This window comes from Mesorhizobium sp. M5C.F.Cr.IN.023.01.1.1, assembly GCF_003997585.1.
Lineage (GTDB): Bacteria > Pseudomonadota > Alphaproteobacteria > Rhizobiales > Rhizobiaceae > Mesorhizobium > Mesorhizobium wenxiniae.
Map to the genome: position 1 here is coordinate 1 of NZ_RZSU01000120.1, position 17089 is coordinate 17089.

Annotated in this window: 17 protein-coding genes and 1 pseudogene; 13 read left to right on the forward strand and 5 right to left on the reverse strand. The window is 63.1% G+C overall.

The features are described 5' to 3' along the window. The 5 genes from odhB to EOA78_RS36605 all read left to right on the forward strand — a co-directional run. The coding region (gene odhB, locus EOA78_RS30160) for a 2-oxoglutarate dehydrogenase complex dihydrolipoyllysine-residue succinyltransferase (protein ID WP_127318801.1) at positions 1-769 on the forward strand (769 nt) is incomplete at its 5' end. 23 nt (positions 770-792) lie between these two features. Continuing rightward, complete coding sequence (locus EOA78_RS30165) at positions 793-1323, forward strand: hypothetical protein (RefSeq protein ID WP_245477853.1); 531 nt, start codon at positions 793-795, stop codon at positions 1321-1323. Then, positions 1320-2075: an SDR family oxidoreductase gene (locus tag EOA78_RS30170; RefSeq protein ID WP_127318803.1), complete on the forward strand. Its 756-nt coding sequence runs from the start codon at positions 1320-1322 to the stop codon at positions 2073-2075. Before EOA78_RS30165 ends, EOA78_RS30170 begins: the two co-directional genes overlap by 4 nt. Positions 2076-2116: 41 nt before the next feature. After that, positions 2117-3523: a dihydrolipoyl dehydrogenase gene (gene lpdA, locus EOA78_RS30175; RefSeq protein ID WP_127318805.1), complete on the forward strand. Its 1407-nt coding sequence runs from the start codon at positions 2117-2119 to the stop codon at positions 3521-3523. 106 nt (positions 3524-3629) lie between these two features. Further along, complete coding sequence (locus EOA78_RS36605) at positions 3630-3857, forward strand: hypothetical protein (protein WP_206533532.1); 228 nt, start codon at positions 3630-3632, stop codon at positions 3855-3857. 368 nt (positions 3858-4225) lie between these two features. Here the strand turns inward: EOA78_RS36605 and EOA78_RS30185 are convergent, their stop codons facing one another. Together EOA78_RS30185 and EOA78_RS30190 are read right to left on the reverse strand one after the other, a co-directional pair. Then, positions 4226-5293, reverse strand: a complete 1068-nt coding sequence (locus EOA78_RS30185) for a TraB/GumN family protein (RefSeq protein ID WP_127318831.1) — start codon at positions 5291-5293, stop codon at positions 4226-4228. 113 nt (positions 5294-5406) lie between these two features. Then, positions 5407-6345, reverse strand: coding sequence for a tyrosine recombinase XerC (locus EOA78_RS30190; protein ID WP_127318809.1), 939 nt, complete (start codon positions 6343-6345; stop codon positions 5407-5409). A gap of 130 nt (positions 6346-6475) precedes the next feature. Between EOA78_RS30190 and rimM the strand changes: the two genes are divergently transcribed. Both rimM and trmD read left to right on the forward strand, forming a co-directional pair. After that, positions 6476-7075 carry a ribosome maturation factor RimM gene (rimM, locus tag EOA78_RS30195; RefSeq protein WP_127318811.1) on the forward strand — a complete coding sequence of 200 codons (600 nt, stop codon included), beginning with the start codon at positions 6476-6478 and terminating at the stop codon, positions 7073-7075. Continuing rightward, on the forward strand, positions 7072-7770 hold the full coding sequence (gene trmD, locus EOA78_RS30200; protein WP_127318813.1) for a tRNA (guanosine(37)-N1)-methyltransferase TrmD: 699 nt from the start codon (positions 7072-7074) through the stop codon (positions 7768-7770). Before rimM ends, trmD begins: the two co-directional genes overlap by 4 nt. Here trmD and EOA78_RS30205 read toward each other — a convergent pair. Then, positions 7752-8504, reverse strand: coding sequence for a sulfite exporter TauE/SafE family protein (locus EOA78_RS30205; RefSeq protein ID WP_127318815.1), 753 nt, complete (start codon positions 8502-8504; stop codon positions 7752-7754). The two genes, trmD and EOA78_RS30205, sit on opposite strands and share 19 nt — an antisense overlap. Before the next feature lie 318 nt (positions 8505-8822). On the opposite strand from EOA78_RS30205, the gene rplS reads away from it, so the two are divergent. The 5 genes from rplS to leuC all read left to right on the forward strand — a co-directional run bounded on the left by rplS (position 8823) and on the right by leuC (position 13754). Continuing rightward, the gene (rplS, locus tag EOA78_RS30215) at positions 8823-9362 is read left to right on the forward strand and encodes a 50S ribosomal protein L19 (protein WP_127318819.1); all 540 of its coding nucleotides are present in this window, start codon (positions 8823-8825) and stop codon (positions 9360-9362) included. 265 nt (positions 9363-9627) lie between these two features. Then, entirely contained in the window at positions 9628-10425 is a 798-nt protein-coding gene (locus EOA78_RS30220) for a transporter substrate-binding domain-containing protein (RefSeq protein WP_029349350.1), read from the forward strand. A 155-nt stretch (positions 10426-10580) separates the two neighbouring features. Continuing rightward, complete coding sequence (locus EOA78_RS30225) at positions 10581-11396, forward strand: amino acid ABC transporter permease (protein ID WP_127318821.1); 816 nt, start codon at positions 10581-10583, stop codon at positions 11394-11396. A gap of 53 nt (positions 11397-11449) precedes the next feature. Further along, positions 11450-12085 carry a class I SAM-dependent methyltransferase gene (locus tag EOA78_RS30230; protein ID WP_127318823.1) on the forward strand — a complete coding sequence of 212 codons (636 nt, stop codon included), beginning with the start codon at positions 11450-11452 and terminating at the stop codon, positions 12083-12085. Positions 12086-12344: 259 nt separating this feature from the next. Continuing rightward, complete coding sequence (leuC, locus tag EOA78_RS30240) at positions 12345-13754, forward strand: 3-isopropylmalate dehydratase large subunit (protein ID WP_029349344.1); 1410 nt, start codon at positions 12345-12347, stop codon at positions 13752-13754. A 71-nt stretch (positions 13755-13825) separates the two neighbouring features. Here leuC and EOA78_RS30245 read toward each other — a convergent pair whose 3' ends face one another. Both EOA78_RS30245 and EOA78_RS30250 read right to left on the reverse strand, forming a co-directional pair. Next, positions 13826-14137: a hypothetical protein gene (locus tag EOA78_RS30245; protein ID WP_127318825.1), complete on the reverse strand. Its 312-nt coding sequence runs from the start codon at positions 14135-14137 to the stop codon at positions 13826-13828. A 143-nt stretch (positions 14138-14280) separates the two neighbouring features. Continuing rightward, positions 14281-16590 (reverse strand): glycogen debranching N-terminal domain-containing protein, encoded by a 2310-nt coding sequence (locus EOA78_RS30250; RefSeq protein ID WP_127318827.1) that lies wholly within the window; start codon positions 16588-16590, stop codon positions 14281-14283. A gap of 160 nt (positions 16591-16750) precedes the next feature. Here EOA78_RS30250 and EOA78_RS30255 point away from each other — a divergent pair. Further along, positions 16751-17089, forward strand: a pseudogene (locus EOA78_RS30255) (hypothetical protein); the annotation flags it as partial.

The following is a 17089-nucleotide window of genomic DNA, read 5'->3' on the forward strand; positions in this document are numbered from 1 at the left end:
GTCGTCGGCCGAGACGCCGAAGGCCCCTGCACCGGTTGCTGCCCGTGCGCCGTCCTCGGCCGACGACGCGTCGCGCGAAGAGCGCGTGCGCATGACCAAGCTGCGGCAGACCATCGCGCGCCGCCTCAAGGAAGCGCAGTCGACCGCCGCCATGCTGACCACCTTCAACGAGGTGGACATGAGCGCGGTGATGGCGCTCAGGACCAAATACAAGGATGTGTTCGAGAAGAAGCACGGCGTGAAGCTGGGCTTCATGGGCTTCTTCACCAAGGCCGTCACCCATGCGCTGAAGGAAATCCCCTCCGTCAATGCCGAAATCGACGGCACCGACATCATCTTCAAGAATTACGCCCATATCGGCGTCGCCGTCGGCACCGAAAAAGGCCTCGTCGTGCCGGTGGTGCGCAATGCCGACCAGATGGGAATAGCCGAGATCGAGAAGGATATCGGCCGGCTGGGCATCGCCGCGCGTGACGGCAAGCTTTCCGTGGCAGATATGCAGGGAGGCACGTTTACGATTTCTAACGGCGGCGTTTACGGGTCGCTGATGTCGACGCCGATCCTCAACGCGCCGCAGTCGGGCATTCTGGGCATGCACAAGATCCAGGAGCGACCGGTGGTGGTCGGCGGCCAGATCGTGATCCGGCCGATGATGTATCTGGCGCTCTCCTACGATCACCGCATCGTCGATGGCAAGGAAGCGGTGACCTTCCTGGTCCGCGTCAAGGAAAGCCTGGAGGATCCCGAGCGGCTGGTGCTCGACCTCTAAGGTAGGTCGAGGTGAGCCGGAGAATGGATCTGCGCAACCGGATGAGTTCCTCTCGTTTGCGCTCCGGATTGCTTTTCACGCTGTGTACGGCTGGTGTTGCACAGACGGGATCGGCAGCCTTTGCCGCCTGTCCGCTTGAACTCGCCGTCTATGGCGATGCCGAAAACGCCGGCGAAATCGATTTCAGGCCGACCGGGGGATCGGCCGTTGTCACCAACACGTTCAAGATGGTGCTCGACAACGGCGTCGTGCTCGACGGCATCGTCATGTGGACGGAAGGCGTGGCGCGGCCGCGTGGTTCGCTGATGTACAAATGCCCGACAGGCGACGTCACCGGCGACGAACTCGCCGCCTGCACATTGTGGGAGGGGGTCGTCTACAGTGCTGACGACAACGGCAACATAGCCCTACTGCCGGCCGAAGGCGCGGACGCGCCGAAGACCCTGATCTTTCCCGACCTCGGGCCGTCGCTGCAGATGTCGGCGGCCTATGGCGCCAACGGGTTTTCTAAAGTGCCGTGGGATGTTTTTTCGTTGACGGGCTGTCAGGAATGAGCGCGGCGAAAAAACTGCTGCTGGTGACCGGCGGCGGCCGCGGCATCGGCGCCGCCATGTCCAGGCTTGCCGCCAAGGCCGGCTACCGCGTCGCGATCAACTACGCGACGAATGAGGCTGCTGCCGCGGCGCTTGTCGAGGCGATCAGGCAGGATGGCGGCGAAGCGCTGGCCATCAAGGGCGACGTCGGCAGCGAGGCCGATATTCAGACGATGTTCGAGCGCATCGATCGTGCCTTCGGTCCGCTCGATGCGCTCGTCAACAATGCTGGTGTGGTCGACGTCAAGGCGCGCGTCGACGAAATGAGCGGGGCAAGGCTGGAGCGCATGATGCGCATCAACGTCATTGGGTCCATGCTCTGTGCCCGCGAAGCGGTGAAGCGAATGTCGACCAGCCATGGCGGTAAGGGCGGCGCCATCGTGAATGTCTCCTCGATTGCAGCGAGAATTGGCGGATCGGGCGAGTATGTCGACTACGCCGCCTCGAAGGGCGCGATCGATTCCTTCACTGTTGGCCTGGCGCGCGAAGTGGCCGGCGAAGGCATTCGCGTCAACGCGGTCAGTCCAGGCATCATCGACACCGAAATTCACGCTTCCGGCGGACAGCCGGATCGCGTCGAGAGGATGCGTCGCCTCGTGCCCATGCAAAGGGCGGGGACCGCCGAAGAAGTCGCCGCGGCAATTCTCTGGCTCCTGTCGGACGGGGCGTCCTTTACGACAGGCGCGAATTTGGAAGTGGGCGGCGGCCGTTAAATGCCAGCGAAGGCTGAGCGCCAGACCAGAAGGACAGTATCATGGCTTATGACGTCGTTATCATCGGATCGGGACCGGGCGGCTATGTCTGTGCCATCAAGGCGGCACAGCTCGGCCTGAAGACGGCGGTGGTCGAGAAGAACGCGACCTTCGGCGGCACCTGCCTCAACATCGGCTGCATCCCGTCCAAGGCGCTGCTGCATGCCTCCGAGATATTCGCCGAGGCCGGCCACTCCTTCGATACACTCGGCGTCGAAATCGGCGCGCCGAAGCTCAATCTGACAAAGATGATGGCGCACAAGGACGCGACGGTGGCGTCCAACGTCAACGGCGTCGCCTTCCTGTTCAAGAAGAACAAGATCGACAGCTTTCGCGGCATCGGCAAAGTCTTGTCCGCCGGCAAGGTGTCGGTGACCGGCGAGGACGGCAAGGTCGAGGAGATCGAGACCAAGAACATCGTCATCGCCACCGGCTCGGATGTCGCAGGCATTCCGGGCGTCAAGGTCGATATCGACGAGAAGGTGATCATTTCCTCGACCGGCGCGCTGTCGCTAGACAAGGTGCCGGGCCATCTGGTGGTGGTCGGCGGCGGCGTCATCGGGCTGGAGCTCGGCTCGGTCTGGGCGCGGCTCGGCGCCAAGGTGACCGTCGTCGAATTCCTCGACACCATCCTGGGCGGCATGGACGGCGAGGTCGCCAAGCAGTTCCAGCGCATGCTGTCCAAGCAAGGCTTCGAGTTCAGGCTGGGCGCCAAGGTGACTGGCGTCGCCAAGGCCAAGAAGGGTGCCACAGTCACTTTCGAGCCGGTCAAGGGCGGTGCTGCCGAGACCATCGAGGCGGATGCGGTGCTGATCGCGACGGGACGCCGGGCCTATTCGGACAGTCTCGGGTTGAAGGAGGCCGGCGTCGAGGTCGACGAGGGCGGCCGGGTCAGGACGGACGGCCATCGCAAGACCAATGTGCCCGGCATCTACGCCATCGGCGACGTCATCGCCGGGCCGATGCTCGCCCACAAGGCCGAGGACGAGGGCGTGGCCGTGGCCGAGACCATTGCCGGCCAAGCCGGCCATGTGAACTACGAGGTGATCCCGAACGTCGTCTACACCAGTCCGGAAATCGCCTCGGTCGGCAGGACCGAGGAAGAGCTGAAGAAGGCCGGCATCGACTACAAGGCCGGCAAGTTTCCGTTCAGCGCCAATGGCCGGGCGCGGGCCATGCTGCACACCGACGGCTTCGTGAAGATCCTGGCCGACAAGCAGAGCGACCGGGTGCTCGGCGTCCACATCGTCGGTTTCGGCGCCGGCGAGATGATCCACGAGGCGGCGGTGCTGATGGAGTTCGGCGGCTCGTCGGAAGATCTTGCCCGCACCTGCCACGCCCATCCGACGATGTCGGAAGCGGTGAAGGAAGCGGCACTGGCGACCTTCTTCAAGCCGATCCACATGTAGGCCCTCCCAAGCTACTCCGGCAGCCATCCGGCGGCTCAAAGCAAAACGGCCCGCTTTTCAGCGGGCCGTTCGTATTTGGAGTCAGCAGCCGATCACTGCGGGGCTGGTGCGGGCGCTGGAGCAGGCGCCGGCTCTGCAGGCGCCGGAGCAGGTGCTGGGGCAGGCTCTGGTGCCGGGGCTGGCGCAGGCTCTGCGGGTGCCGGGGCTGGCGCAGGCTCTGCCGGAGCAGGCGTCGGTTCCGCGGGCGCTGGCGCAGGGGCCGGCGTCGTGGCGGCCGGCGGTTCAGCAGGCGCTGGCGCTTCGCTTCTTCCAAAAACATAGTAAGCGACAATAGCCAGAATAACGACAACCAGGGCAATCAGCCAGCCGGTGGTGCCGCCACCAGACCTGGGAGGGGGTGTCGGAGTGGTGTACGGGTCGTTTGGATTCGCCATAAAAGTGTCCTCCGTGGGATAAAAGGTATCAATCAACGCACATCAACGCGCAACCGCCGAACAGGTTTCACGCTAGGGTCGAAAACGCCGAAAACAGGGCAATCTTCGCCGGGAATCGTTTGTCCACACGCACTTTACTCGCAAAATTCGCAGTAATCGAGCCAAAATAAACCTGTCGACCTTCCTATACTGAGACAAGCTTTCGGTGATTCGGGAAAGGCATCGCTCCGAATCACGTCTTGCCGGATTCGCAACTCAACCGTGCAACTCAGTCGACGGCAGTGACGGTGTAGCCTGCCTTGCGGAAATCCTCGACCAGACCTTCCGCGCCCGGGAGGTGCAGGGCGCCGACCGCCATGAACGCGTTGCCCTTGGCGAGGATCGGCCCGGCATGGTCGATCATCACCTTGTTGCGGCTGGTGATCATGGTTTCCTCGAAGGCGGCATAGCCCGCCGAATCGTCTTCGTCGCCGGGAAGGACGGCACGAAACAGCGGCCAGAGCATGCCGATGTCGCCGCGCTGGTAAAGCACGATCATGGTTTCGTTGACGTCGTTCACCCTGTTGCCGAGCTTCAGTGTGTCGACGAGGCCCTTCATGTGAAAAGCGAGCGGCAGCGAGGCCATGGCGCGAAGCTGGTCGGCGATGGTCTCCAACCCATCGACGGCCTTGCCTGAGGCTTTGGCGTCCTGCGCAAGCTTGATGTCGAGCACCGGCGTGCCGCCGGCCTGGCGGGCCAGTTCACAGGCCGGGAGCGCGACCATGGTCGACAGCATCCACGGTTTCATCTTGGCGACACTCGCCGGCGGGATGCCGCGCGAGTCGAGCGCCTTGTTCACCGCCGCCGCATCGTCCGGCGACAGCAGCGAGGACAGCGTGGTGCTGTCGGTGAACATCATCAGTTCCGGCTCTTTCAGGAACGCCGCCATCATCTTCTGCTGATCGAGCACCTCCGTGGTCTCGATGACGATAGTGTCGGCGGCGTCGAAGGCCTTTTGCGCGGCGGGCGGCAGAGTGGTCACGCGCGGGTCGGACATATGCATGGTGCCGAACAGGAAGGACGGTCTTTCGCCCGCCTTTTCAAGTTTCCACAACAGGCCCTTGCCGTTCGGTGTCGCGGCCGCTTCGGTCTCGATCTTGCGGTAGGTGGCCGGGTCGTCCTTCTGCAAGGCCGACAGCATGTCGGCGCCGGCGCAGGCCGGGGTTTCGGCGCGCGCCTTGCCGGCGGCGAGCAGCGCGATAATGAGGAAAGAGAGAAAAAACAGGATGTTGAGCGCCACTAGCAGCCTCAACGAGGCAAGGGCCGTGCGGTCGGCGATGGCAATGACGCGTCTCATGGTCCGCTTTTTAGAGACAAAGAACGGCGAAACGGTTAACCGGCGCAGCGAAATTGTCTTGGACATGGCTCCACGGCTCATATTTTGCTGCACTTTGCGAAATCATGCGTCGGTTACGCCCGCGGATGGGCCGCTTCATAGATTTCGAGCAGCCTCGCGGTGTCGACGCCGGTGTAGATTTGTGTCGTCGACAAGCTGGCGTGGCCCAAAAGTTCCTGGATGGTGCGCAGGTCGCCGCCGCGTCCAAGCAGATGTGTGGCGAAGGAATGGCGCAAGGCGTGCGGCGTGGCGGTGTCGGGCAGATTGAGCGCCGAGCGCAGCCTGGCCATGTCGCGCTGGACGATGGCCGGGTTGAGCGGGCCACCGCGCGCGCCGCGAAACAGCAGGCCCTTCGGGTCGAGATGATAGGGGCAAAGCCGGCGGTATTCGGCGATCGCCCGCAGCGCCACCGGCAGCACCGGCACCAGCCGCGTCTTGCCGCCCTTGCCGGTGACGCGCAGCACCGTTTCATCAGGCGACGACAGATCGGCGCCGGACAGGCCGAGCGCCTCGGAAATGCGCAGGCCCGAGCCGTAGAGCAGCGTCAGCACGGCGCCATTGCGGGCAGCGATCCACGGTTCCTCCGCCAGCTGGCCCTCCACCGAAACGACGTGTTTCGCATCGCTTGCCGTCAGCGGCTTGGGCAGCGACTTCGGCTGCCGTGGCGCGCGCAGTGCCGCAGCACCGGCCGCATTGACGAGGCCGCGCCGCTCCAGAAAGCGCAGCAGCGAGCGGATGCCGGCGAGCCCGCGTCCGAGCGTGCGGGCGCCGGCGCCTCCGGCGCGGCGTGCGGCGAGAAAGCCGCGCAGATCGGCCGGGCGCAGATCGGCGATGTCCGAAATGCCGGGCGAACCGCCGCAATGGCCGGTCAGGAAGTGCAGGAACTGGCGCGTGTCGCGCTCATAGGCTTCCACGGTTTCCGGCGACAGCCGGCGCTCGCGCGCCAGCATCTTCAGCCAGCTTTCGCGGGCCGCCTGAAGGTCTGGTTTGGCCGGGATGAGGAATTCCTGCATTGCGCTCTTCCGATATGCCGTTCTTCCATTCTGGCCATCTTCCGGCAGCCGGGTTAGGAAGCCGTGAAGAGCCGCGTCATTGAAATGACAAGAGGGTGGAGCTAGAGCAAGGCAAAGGATTTTTCCACCGATGACCAAACCGCAAAACCCCGTCCAGATGGCCGTGATCGGCGCCGCCCACGGCATCAAGGGCGAATTGCGCGTGAAGACCTTCACCGGCGATCCGCTGGCGCTGGCCGACTACGGGCCGCTCTATGCCAGGGACGGCCGCGCCTTCCAGATCGTCGACATCAGGCCGGCCAGCAACGTCGTGGTGGTGCGTTTCAAGGGCATCAGCGACCGCAATGCCGCCGAGGCGCTCGCCGGCACGGAATTGTTCGTCGACCGCTCGATGCTGCCTGACGATGGCGAAGAGGACGAATTCTATCACGCCGATCTCGTTGGGCTGGCGGTCCGGGACGATACCGGTGCTGACATCGGCAAGGTCGTCGCCGTGCATAATTTCGGCGGCGGCGACATTCTCGACGTGACGCTGGCGGGGCGCAAAGGCGTGCTGATCCCGTTCACGCAGGCCGCCGTGCCTGAGGTGTCGATCAAAGACGGCTTCGTCCGTATCGATCCGGCGGCGGCGGGCTTGACCGATGACGAAGAGGGCGACGAACCCGGCAGCGACGGTTTCGACCCGAAGGGCAGGCCGCGCGGGCCCAAGGACGCCGGGGGAAACCGGTGAGTTTTTCCGCCTCGGTGCTGACGCTCTATCCCGAGATGTTTCCCGGCGCGCTCGGCCTGTCGCTGGCCGGCCGGGCGCTGGTATCAGGCACATGGTCGCTGGAAGCGATCCAGATCCGCGATTTCGCCAGCGACCGCCATCGCACCGTCGACGATACGCCGGCCGGCGGCGGCGCCGGCATGGTGATGCGCGCCGATGTGCTGGCCAGCGCCATCGACCACGCCTCGCCGGAGGGTGATCCGCGCCCGCGCCTGCTGATGAGCCCGCGTGGCAAGCCGCTGACGCAGGCCCGCGTGCGTGAACTGGCCGCCGGGCCGGGTGTCGTCATCGTCTGCGGACGCTTCGAAGGCGTTGACCAGCGGGTGATTGACGCGCGTGGGCTGGAAGAGGTCTCGGTCGGCGACTTCATCCTCTCCGGCGGCGAGCCGGCAGCCCTTGTGCTGCTCGACGCCGTGGTGCGGCTGTTGCCCGGCGTGATGGGCAATGCGGTGTCAGGCGATGAAGAGAGCTTTGAAAGCGGCCTGCTCGAACACCCGCACTACACGCGGCCGCAGGAATTCGAGGGCCGGCAGATCCCCGAAGTGCTCACCTCGGGCAATCACAAGAAGATCGCGGCGTGGCGGCGTGCCGAGTCGGAAAGGCTGACCAGGGAAAGGCGGCCGGACCTGCTGGCCGCTCACCCATTGGCGAAGTAGTAAAAAGCCAGAAACACGCCGACCCCGACTACGAAGCCGCGCACGGCATTTTGCGGCACGCGCTTGGCGATCCAGACGCCGGCATAGCCGCCCAGCGCGCCGCCGGGTATCATGATGATCGCCTGCGGCCAGGCGATCACGCCGCCGGAGACGAAGACCAGGATGGCTATCGCCGCGATGACCACGGCCAGCATGTTCTTCAGCGCGTTCAGGCGGTGATAGTCGCCGGGCTGGGTGAGGCCGAGCGTCGCCAGCATCATGACGCCCATGCCAGCGCCGAAGAATCCGCCATAGACTGCGGTCGCGAATTGCGCCAGGGAACCGACCAGCGAACCCACCGCGGCCTCATGTCCCGGCTTGGGTGCCGGCTTCAGCCACGGCCCGGCGGCGAACAGCGCGGTTGCCGCCAGCAGCAGCCATGGCACCAGGACGCGGAACGACGGATTGTCGAGCGCCAGAAGGATGAGCGCACCGGCCAAGGCGCCGAAAGCCGATATGACGCCGAGCAGCAACGCTGTGCGCCAGAAATGCTTGATGTCGGCCCAATAGGCGAGTGTCGAGGTGATGTAGCCGGGAAACTGTGTCACCGACGAGGTGGCGTTGGCGACGATCGGCGGCAAGCCGACCAGCGTCATGGCGCCGAAGGTGATGAACGTGCCGCCGCCGGCTATGGCGTTGACGGCACCTGAGAGAAAGCCCGCAAAAAAGAGCAGGACCGCATCGAGAACTGGCATGGAGGGTGTTGCCGCCGGAGGAAAGTCACATTTTACCCGGCTTAGAAAGCTTGGGACTTCGACGCAACCCCTTCCGCTGAAAGATTGCAATGTCGGCCGACGACCAAAAAAGACACGGCGAAGGCGTGACAAAGCGCCGAAATAGCTGTATGTGCGCGCCGAACCGGAAGAACAATCTGCCGGACCCGTCAACAATGACGGTGTAGTCGCCCCTGCCCGATGTCTCGCGACAAAGGGCATAGCCGAGCGGTCGATGGAACTGCAAGGCGAGTGCCGGACGCTCTGACTGTCGGAAGAACAAGAAGTGGATTTGTAGAGATGGATATCCTCCGTCAGCTCGAGGCCGAACAGGCCGCCAAGATCGAAGCCAAGCGCAAGCTTCCCGAATTCCAGCCCGGCGATACCGTGCGTGTCCAGGTCCGCGTGACCGAAGGCACCCGCACCCGCGTCCAGGCTTATGAGGGCGTTGTCATCGCCCGCGCCGGCGCCGGTTTCCAGGAGAATTTCACCGTTCGCAAGATTTCCTACGGCGAAGGCGTGGAGCGCGTGTTCCCGGTCTTTTCGCCGATGGTCGAAGGCGTCGAGATCGTGCGCCGCGGCAAGGTGCGCCGCGCCAAGCTCTACTACCTGCGCGATCGCCGCGGCAAGTCGGCCCGCATTTCCGAAAACACCGGCGTGCGCGCCCGCAAGCTGAACGACGAGGAGCGCGATGCGCTGAACGCCGAGAAGGCCCGTATCGAGGCCGAGAAGGTGGCCGCCGCCCAGGCGCTGGCCGCCGAGAAGGCGGCGCAGGACGCCGCCGAGAAGAAGGCCGCCGACGAGGCCGCCAAGGCTGAGGAAGCAGCCGCCGCCGAATAAGGCGTCTTCAAAACCGATGATTTCGGAAAGGCGGCTTCGGCCGCCTTTTTGTTTCGCGGGATGAATTCGATCTTGCCGGGCCGCATCGGTGCGCAATCGAAAACGGATCGTTTCGTAATCTCGGCGTTGAAAGCATCGGAATCCATTTTCGGATGAAACGGCGCATCGGACCGGCTTGCAAGGCGCCTGCGGAAAGCTAAAGTCGGCGCCGGATTTCCTGCAAGCCTCGACAATGTCGAGGCCGTTCAAATTCTCGGGGTGTACCATGACCAAATCGAAACTGCTGTTAGCCGGTCTGTTGGCTCTGATTCTTGCGCCCGTCGCCGCCCTGGCGCAGGCGCTGCCCGATCTCGGTGGCAAGAAGGTGGTGGTTGTGACGGAAAACGCCTATCCGCCGCTGCAGTTCATCGATGCCAAGACCGGCAAGCAGATCGGCTGGGAATATGACGCGATGAACGAGATTGCCAAGCGGCTGAATTTCCAGGTCGAATACCAGAATACCTCTTGGGATGCGATGATCCAGGCGGTTTCCGACAATCAGTACAACATCGGGATGACCGGCATCACCATCAAGGACGACCGCAAGCAGAAGGTCGATTTCTCCGACCCCTACATGCGCTCGGAACAGTTCATGCTGGTGCGTGGCGATGAGAAGCGCTTCACCGACGCCAAGACGTTCGGCGCCTTCAAGGATGGGCTGATCGGCGCACAGGCCGGCACGACGCCGTTCTACACCGCCGTCTATAGCGTGCTCGACGGCAATGAGCAGAACCCGCGCATCAAACTGTTCGAAACGTTCGGCGCGACGGTGCAGGCGCTGAAGACCGGCGACGTCGATGTCGTGCTGACCGACGGCACTGCCGGCAAGGGCTATGTCGAGGCGTCCAATGGCGGGCTGAAGCTGATCGGCGGACCGCTCGGCACCGAGGATTTTGGCTTCATCTTCCCCAAGGGCTCGGATCTGGTGAAACCGGTCAATGCGGCGATCGCGGCACTGAAGGCCGACGGCACGCTCGACGCGCTCAACAAGAAATGGTTCCTCGACTACAAGATGGGGCAGTAATCTCTCTTGCTAGGTGCGTTGAGCGACGATCGTGTTCTGAAATTCCCACGGATTTCATTTCTTCACACCCCCCTCTGTCCTGCCGGACAGTCCGGCAGGACAAAGGGGGGTGGGACAGAACGCAGCCTTCGTGGCTCCGTCACTGGTATCGCTTGATGCCGCCGGCACCTCCAGCCTCCGCCAAATCAGACTTCCCGTGGTGGCTTGCCGTGGCGGCGGCGCTCGCCGTGGCAGCCGCTATCTTCATCGCCGCAAGCGAGCTCTATGCCCAGGTCTTCGCGACCGTCGCCAAGGGCATCGGTATCACCGTGTTCGTCACGATGGTCGCCTTCGCGCTGGCCTCGGCAATCGGGCTCGGCATTGCGCTGATGGGGCTGTCGGGATCGCGCTGGCTGCGCCAGATCGCTCGCTTCTATGTCGAGATCATCCGCGGCGTGCCGATGCTGGTGCTGTTGTTCTGGATCGCCTTCGCCGGGGCGCCAGCCTTCGTCGCGGCGTGGAACGCGCTGACCGCGCCATTGCAAAATGCGGGTCTCTTCGGAGAACTGCTGGTGCGCGACGTGTCGTTGCTGTGGCGCGCCATCATGGCGCTGACCATCGGCTACTCCGCGTTCATCTCGGAGGTCTTCCGCGCCGGCATCCAGGCAGTCGAGAAGGGGCAGATCGAGGCCGCGAAGGCGCTCGGGCTGACCCGCACGCAGCGTTTCCGGCTGATCGTCTTTCCGCAGGCGATCCGAACCATCCTGCCGCCGCTCGGCAATGATTTCGTCGCCATGGTCAAGGATTCCTCGCTGGTCTCGGTGCTCGGCGTCGCCGACATCACCCAGATGGGCAAGATCTACGCCGCCGGCTCGTTCCGCTTCTTCGAAACCTATTCGATCGTCGCCTATATCTATCTTATCCTGACGGTCGGCCTGTCGCTGGCCTTGCGGGCGCTGGAGAAGCGGCTGCGCCGCCAGCATGAGGAATAGCCGGCAGGCGAAGGCGCTACGATTGACCTGTGCGGTTCCAGAGGAATTGATCCATGAACGTCGACAAAGCCAACGCGGCACTGGATTCCGTCTATACGGCCGATACGCCAGAAGCACTTGCCGGGGCCTATGCCGCATGGGCTGCGACCTATGACAGCGAAACCGCCTCGCTCGGCTATCTCCTGCCGTTCCTGATCGCCGCCTGGGTGGCGCGCCATGTGCCATCAGGCGAGGGGCCGCTGCTCGACGCCGGCTGCGGCACCGGTCTGTCGGGACCGTCGCTCAAGGCGCTCGGCTATCGGGACATCGCCGGGCTCGACCTGTCGGAGGACATGCTGAAAATCGCCGGCGGCCGCCAGGCCTACAGCGAGCTGAAGCAGGCGATGCTTGGCGGTCCGCTGCCTTGGCCGGACAGGTATTTCCGCGCCTTCTTCTCGACCGGCGTGTTCACCATCAGCCACGCGCCGGCGTCCGGCCTGTATGAACTGGTGCGCATCACGAAAAAGGGTGGCCACGCCATCTTCACCGTTCGCGACCAGGTGTTCGAGAGCGGCGGTTTTCGTGATGTCTTTGCCGAACTGGAGCACGACGAAAAATGGCGGCCGGTCGAGGAAAGCCCGTGGTTCCGCTGCTATGCGATTGCCGAGCCCGAGGCGCTGGTGAAGACCTTCGTGTTCGAGGTGGTTTGAGCACCGGTTTGCGAGGAACCCAGGTTCTGCGAGGGCAGCCGCGATTGCCGAAAACCCAAAACATTGGTATGAGCCACGTCATGGAACAGCTTTTTGGCGATCCGGCCTACAAGGGCTTCGTGCTGCAGGACAGAAAACGCCTGCCGTCGCGATTCTCGGCGCGCGTTTCCGGCGCTCTGACCAGCCGACTTCGCTAGGCCGTGTTCGCCGGCTAGCCGGCGCTTGTCCTTCCCATTTTCATATCGACGGATTTACGCACATGAGCGCACCGCGCACCCTCTACGACAAGATATTCGACGACCATGTCGTCGATCGCCAGGACGACGGCACCTGCCTGCTCTACATCGACCGTCATCTCGTCCATGAAGTGACCAGCCCGCAAGCCTTCGAAGGCCTGCGCATGACCGGCAGAAAGGTCCGGCATCCGGAAAAGACGCTGGCCGTGGTCGATCACAATGTGTCGACTTCGCCGGAGCGCAAGTTCGGCATCAAGAATGAGGAAAGCCGCATCCAGGTCGAGGCGCTGGCCAAGAACGCCAAGGATTTTGGCGTCGAATATTATTCCGAGAAGGATATCCGCCAGGGCATCGTCCATATCATCGGTCCCGAGCAGGGCTTCACGCTGCCCGGCATGACCATCGTCTGTGGCGATAGCCACACCTCGACGCATGGCGCTTTCGGCGCATTGGCGCACGGCATCGGCACCTCGGAAGTCGAGCATGTGCTGGCCACGCAGACGCTGATCCAGCGCAAGGCCAAGAACATGCTGGTGCGCGTCGACGGCGTACTGCCGGAGGGCGTCACCGCCAAGGACATCATTTTGGCGATCATCGGCGAGATCGGCACTGCCGGCGGCACCGGCTATGTCATCGAATATGCCGGCGAGGCGATTCGCGCGCTGTCCATGGAAGGCCGCATGACCATCTGCAATATGTCGATCGAGGGCGGCGCCCGGGCCGGTCTGATCGCGCCTGACGAGACGACCTTCGCCTATGTCAAGGACAAGCCGCGCGCTCCCAAGGGCGAGGCGTGGGATGCCGCGCTCGCCTATTGGAAGACGCTGCAGTCCGACGAAGGCGCGCATTTCGACAAGGTGGTCGTACTCGACGCGGCGAAATTGCCGCCGATCGTGTCCTGGGGCTCCTCGCCCGAGGATGTCGTCTCGGTCCAGGGCATCGTGCCGAACCCCGACGATATCACTGATGAGAACAAGCGCACCTCCAAGCAGCGCGCGCTCGACTATATGGGCCTGACGCCGGGCACCAGGATCACCGATATCGCGCTCGACCGCGTCTTCATCGGCTCCTGCACCAACGGCCGCATCGAGGATCTGCGCGCCGCCGCCAAGGTGATCGAGGGCAAGACGGTCAATCCGCGGGTCAATGCGATGATCGTGCCGGGCTCCGGTCTGGTCAAGGAGCAGGCGGAGGCCGAGGGTCTCGACAAGATCTTTGTCGCCGCCGGCTTCGACTGGCGTGAGCCGGGCTGCTCGATGTGCCTTGCCATGAATGACGATCGGCTGAAGCCGCATGAGCGCTGCGCCTCGACCTCGAACCGCAATTTCGAGGGCCGTCAGGGCTTCAAGGGCCGCACCCATCTGGTGTCGCCGGCCATGGCGGCGGCAGCGGCGATCGCCGGCCATTTCGTCGACATCCGCGAGTGGAAATAACTCAGGGCTGACACTGTCCATATATGAGTGCATGCCAGGCCCGAGCCGCAACGCGATTCGGGCCCTTTCTTTCAGCCGGGGCGCCTGACGAATTCGTGGAATTGCTCACGGCGGCCGGGTTGATCCTTTGCCACCACGAGCGCCAGCTGGCGTTCGTCGAAAAGCTTGAACCATTCGTCCCACTCAACCAGTTCGTAGCCGCCCGCGTTGGCCGGGCGTTCGGCCTGGTCCTGGTCCTGATAGGCATGCTGGCCGAAAACCAGCCTCAGCATGGCTTGGGTCCCTGCTTCGGGCGACACGTCGACGATTGCCGGAAATCCGGCACGTGACGCGGCCCATGAGCGAATTGCCTCGTGATCGGTCAGCATGATCGTATCGGCCATGAAAGCGTCTCCATCGATTGCTGCTGGAAAACGCCGGGCCGCGGTTTCAAGTTCCGTGCAGCAGCTTCATGGGTGACCTTGCGCATATTCGATCGATAAAGCCCGAAAGGTTTGCCGAGCCGGGCGGTGATCGTAATGCCATTTCAATGGCCCGGTGCCAGACCCATGAGGATGTCTTTGGCGCGCTCGCCATAGCTTGCCGTAAGCGACCAGGGGCTGGGTTGGCGAACCACGTGCAGCCAGCCACGTTTTTCCAGCACGTTGTAGTCGCTGCTTCCATTCGATTTGCGAAAAAATCGGATGGTGACGATCGCATTTGCGACACGTAGATCCGAGATCGTGATCTCGGGCAGCCAGGCCGGCAGATGAGGATCGACGAACAGCATCCGGAGTGGCGCGAAGGGCTGCAGGCCCAGCAGCGCCTGAAGGAGCGTATAGACGGTGGTCGTCGACCACGCCTGCGGCGAATTGGCGGCCGGATAGACCGCTGGAAATGGATGATCCTGATCGCGCTGGTGCCCGGCAATACACTCCGGCAAGCGAAAAAAGTCGAAAAGCGCAGCGGTTTCGAACTGCGAACGGCATACCCGCTCGACATAGTCATGGCATCCATATCGATAAGCACCAATGGCAAACGGACCGTGCTCGACGGGCCAGACGGTGCCACGGTGATAGGAGTAGGGATTGAAGGCCGGATGTTGTGACGAAAGGGTTCGCACGCCCCAGCCGGTGAACATGTCTTCGGCAAACAGCCGCTTCAACGTGCGCGGCACCAGCGCTGTGTCGGCGATGCCGGTTGCGACGCAGTGCAGGGCGTTGGAGCCGATCGAGCTGACCTGGCGTCTATCGGGGTCGAGCGCCATCGCGAAGAAACCCTCGCTCTCCATCCAGAAGGCTTCGCTGAACCGCTTCTTGAGTTCCTTCGCGCTTTGGTACAGGTACTTTGCTTCATCTCCGCGATCGAACCACCATAAGACCTCGGCGAGATTCATTTTGGCGGCGTAGACAATTCCCTGCTCCTCGCAGGTCGCGATTGGCTTTGGCACCTGGGAGCCATCTTCGTAGACGATTGCGTCGCTCGAGTCCTTCCAGGCTTGGTTCTCGAGCCCGAGTTCCGAACGCGTTTTGTATTCGCAGAAGCCATCCTTGTCGTGATCGCAGAACGCATCGAGCCATTTGAGAGCCGCAATCGCAGGGTCGACGTATGGACGTACGAGATTCTTGTCGCCTGTCCAGTGCCATAGCTGCGCCGCCACGAAAGGATAGAAGCCGGAGGTCGTGATCGATCCGTAGTACCGTGCTTTGGGCGTGTAGTTGAGACTGGCGAGCGGGCCGGTATGGGCTTCATGCAGCATGCGGCCCGGCTGTTCGTCGCGCCAGTCGTTGCTCTCTTTTCCCTGCAATCCGGCGAGCACGGGCAAGGTTCCGCGCATGATATCGGTCGTAACCGGCGCAGCCTCCCAGGCAACTGTGAGCGTATCGCGGCCGAACAGCGCGATATAGACCGGCAGCCCGGCTGCCGTCGTCCATGCTCGCTCCGCGCAATCGAGATCGTACAGGCGCAAAGCGTCCAAATCCCGCTTGGCCTGCTCGAGCGCTCCGATCACCACGTTCGCCAGTGTCGTGCTTTCGGGGCTGGAAAAACGCGGCGCATCGCTCAGAAAACGTTGCGTGCGGCGATCATAGTCATTGGCCTGCGGCGAAAAGGACCGGCACCGATAGCTCGAAAGGAGATCCCGACCTTCCATCACCGGAATGATGTCGATGCAGCAATGCCAGCGCTCATGAGGAGCAAGGCCGACATCGAAGGCGATGCGCCCGTTCCTGTATCGGGGCGGCATGGTGGCGTTCGAGAAGCGGAGCCTGACACCTCGCCGGATTGACGCAGTCCCCTTCTCATTTTGATGATCATAGCCATGGTGCGCGTGATATTCGAAGGTCAGCTCGGAAAGCTCTTCACCTTCCATCCACTTGCAGGTCTGCCGGCCGCTCTGTCTGCGGTTACCATGCGTTTCGTCCTGGTCGGCGAAATCGGCGTCCAGATCAAGCTCGAGCACCAACTGGACTTTTTCCTGCGTGAAATTCACCAGATCGACATCCTCGTGCAGGCCCTCGCCGACATAGCGCGACAGGCGCAGCTCGATCGACTCCTGCGCAGTCTCGGAAATGGTCGGGCGCCGCTTGGCGGCCTTCGGAACCGGAGCGATGTAGTAGCCAAGCCAGGAGTGCTGAGCCACGTTGGAAACCGAGACAGGGTACGGCGGACGGCCGTTGATCAGATAACGGTAGCGAGAAAGGAGCCGCGTCTGGTGGACAAACAGGCCTTGATCGGAACCGTTGTCGAAAAAACCGTCGCGTCCGGTCGCCAGCACCGTTCGGCCTTTGCTCACATTGATCGTTTCCGGCCGTACGCGCAGGCGGACCAGGCTGTGGTCGGGCGATTCAGCAGGCATACCGTTTGGCTCCGCACGCTCTGCATGTAGCGCCCGCTAGGCTTGAGAAACACCAACTTCGATCAAATCCCCGTGAATTGTACCGGACGCCCGGAACCGCCGACGCGTGCCCGGCATTGATTTTGCGGATGAGTCTGCGTCCAGAACAGGGAGCAGTGTTATGGCTTTCCGTGATTACATCCACACGCCCGTGACGCCGCGCGACATCCGATGGGGTCTCCAGCAGGGGGCCGTTGCGGGCATTGTCGCAGGCCTCGTCTTTGCGGCGTTTGAAATGACGGCGAGTGCGTTCATGATGGGGGCGGAAGCGTTCTTCATGCCCCTGCGCATGATCGGCGCCATCGCGCTTGGACCGGAAGCTCTCGATCCCGCCTACCCGCTCCTGACGGCCAGCATCGCTGGCGTGATCGTGCATTTGATCCTGGCCATCGCCTATGGGATCGTGTTCGGGGAGATTGCCGCAATGCTGCGAGGGCGAGCAGCCTTCATTGGTCTCGGC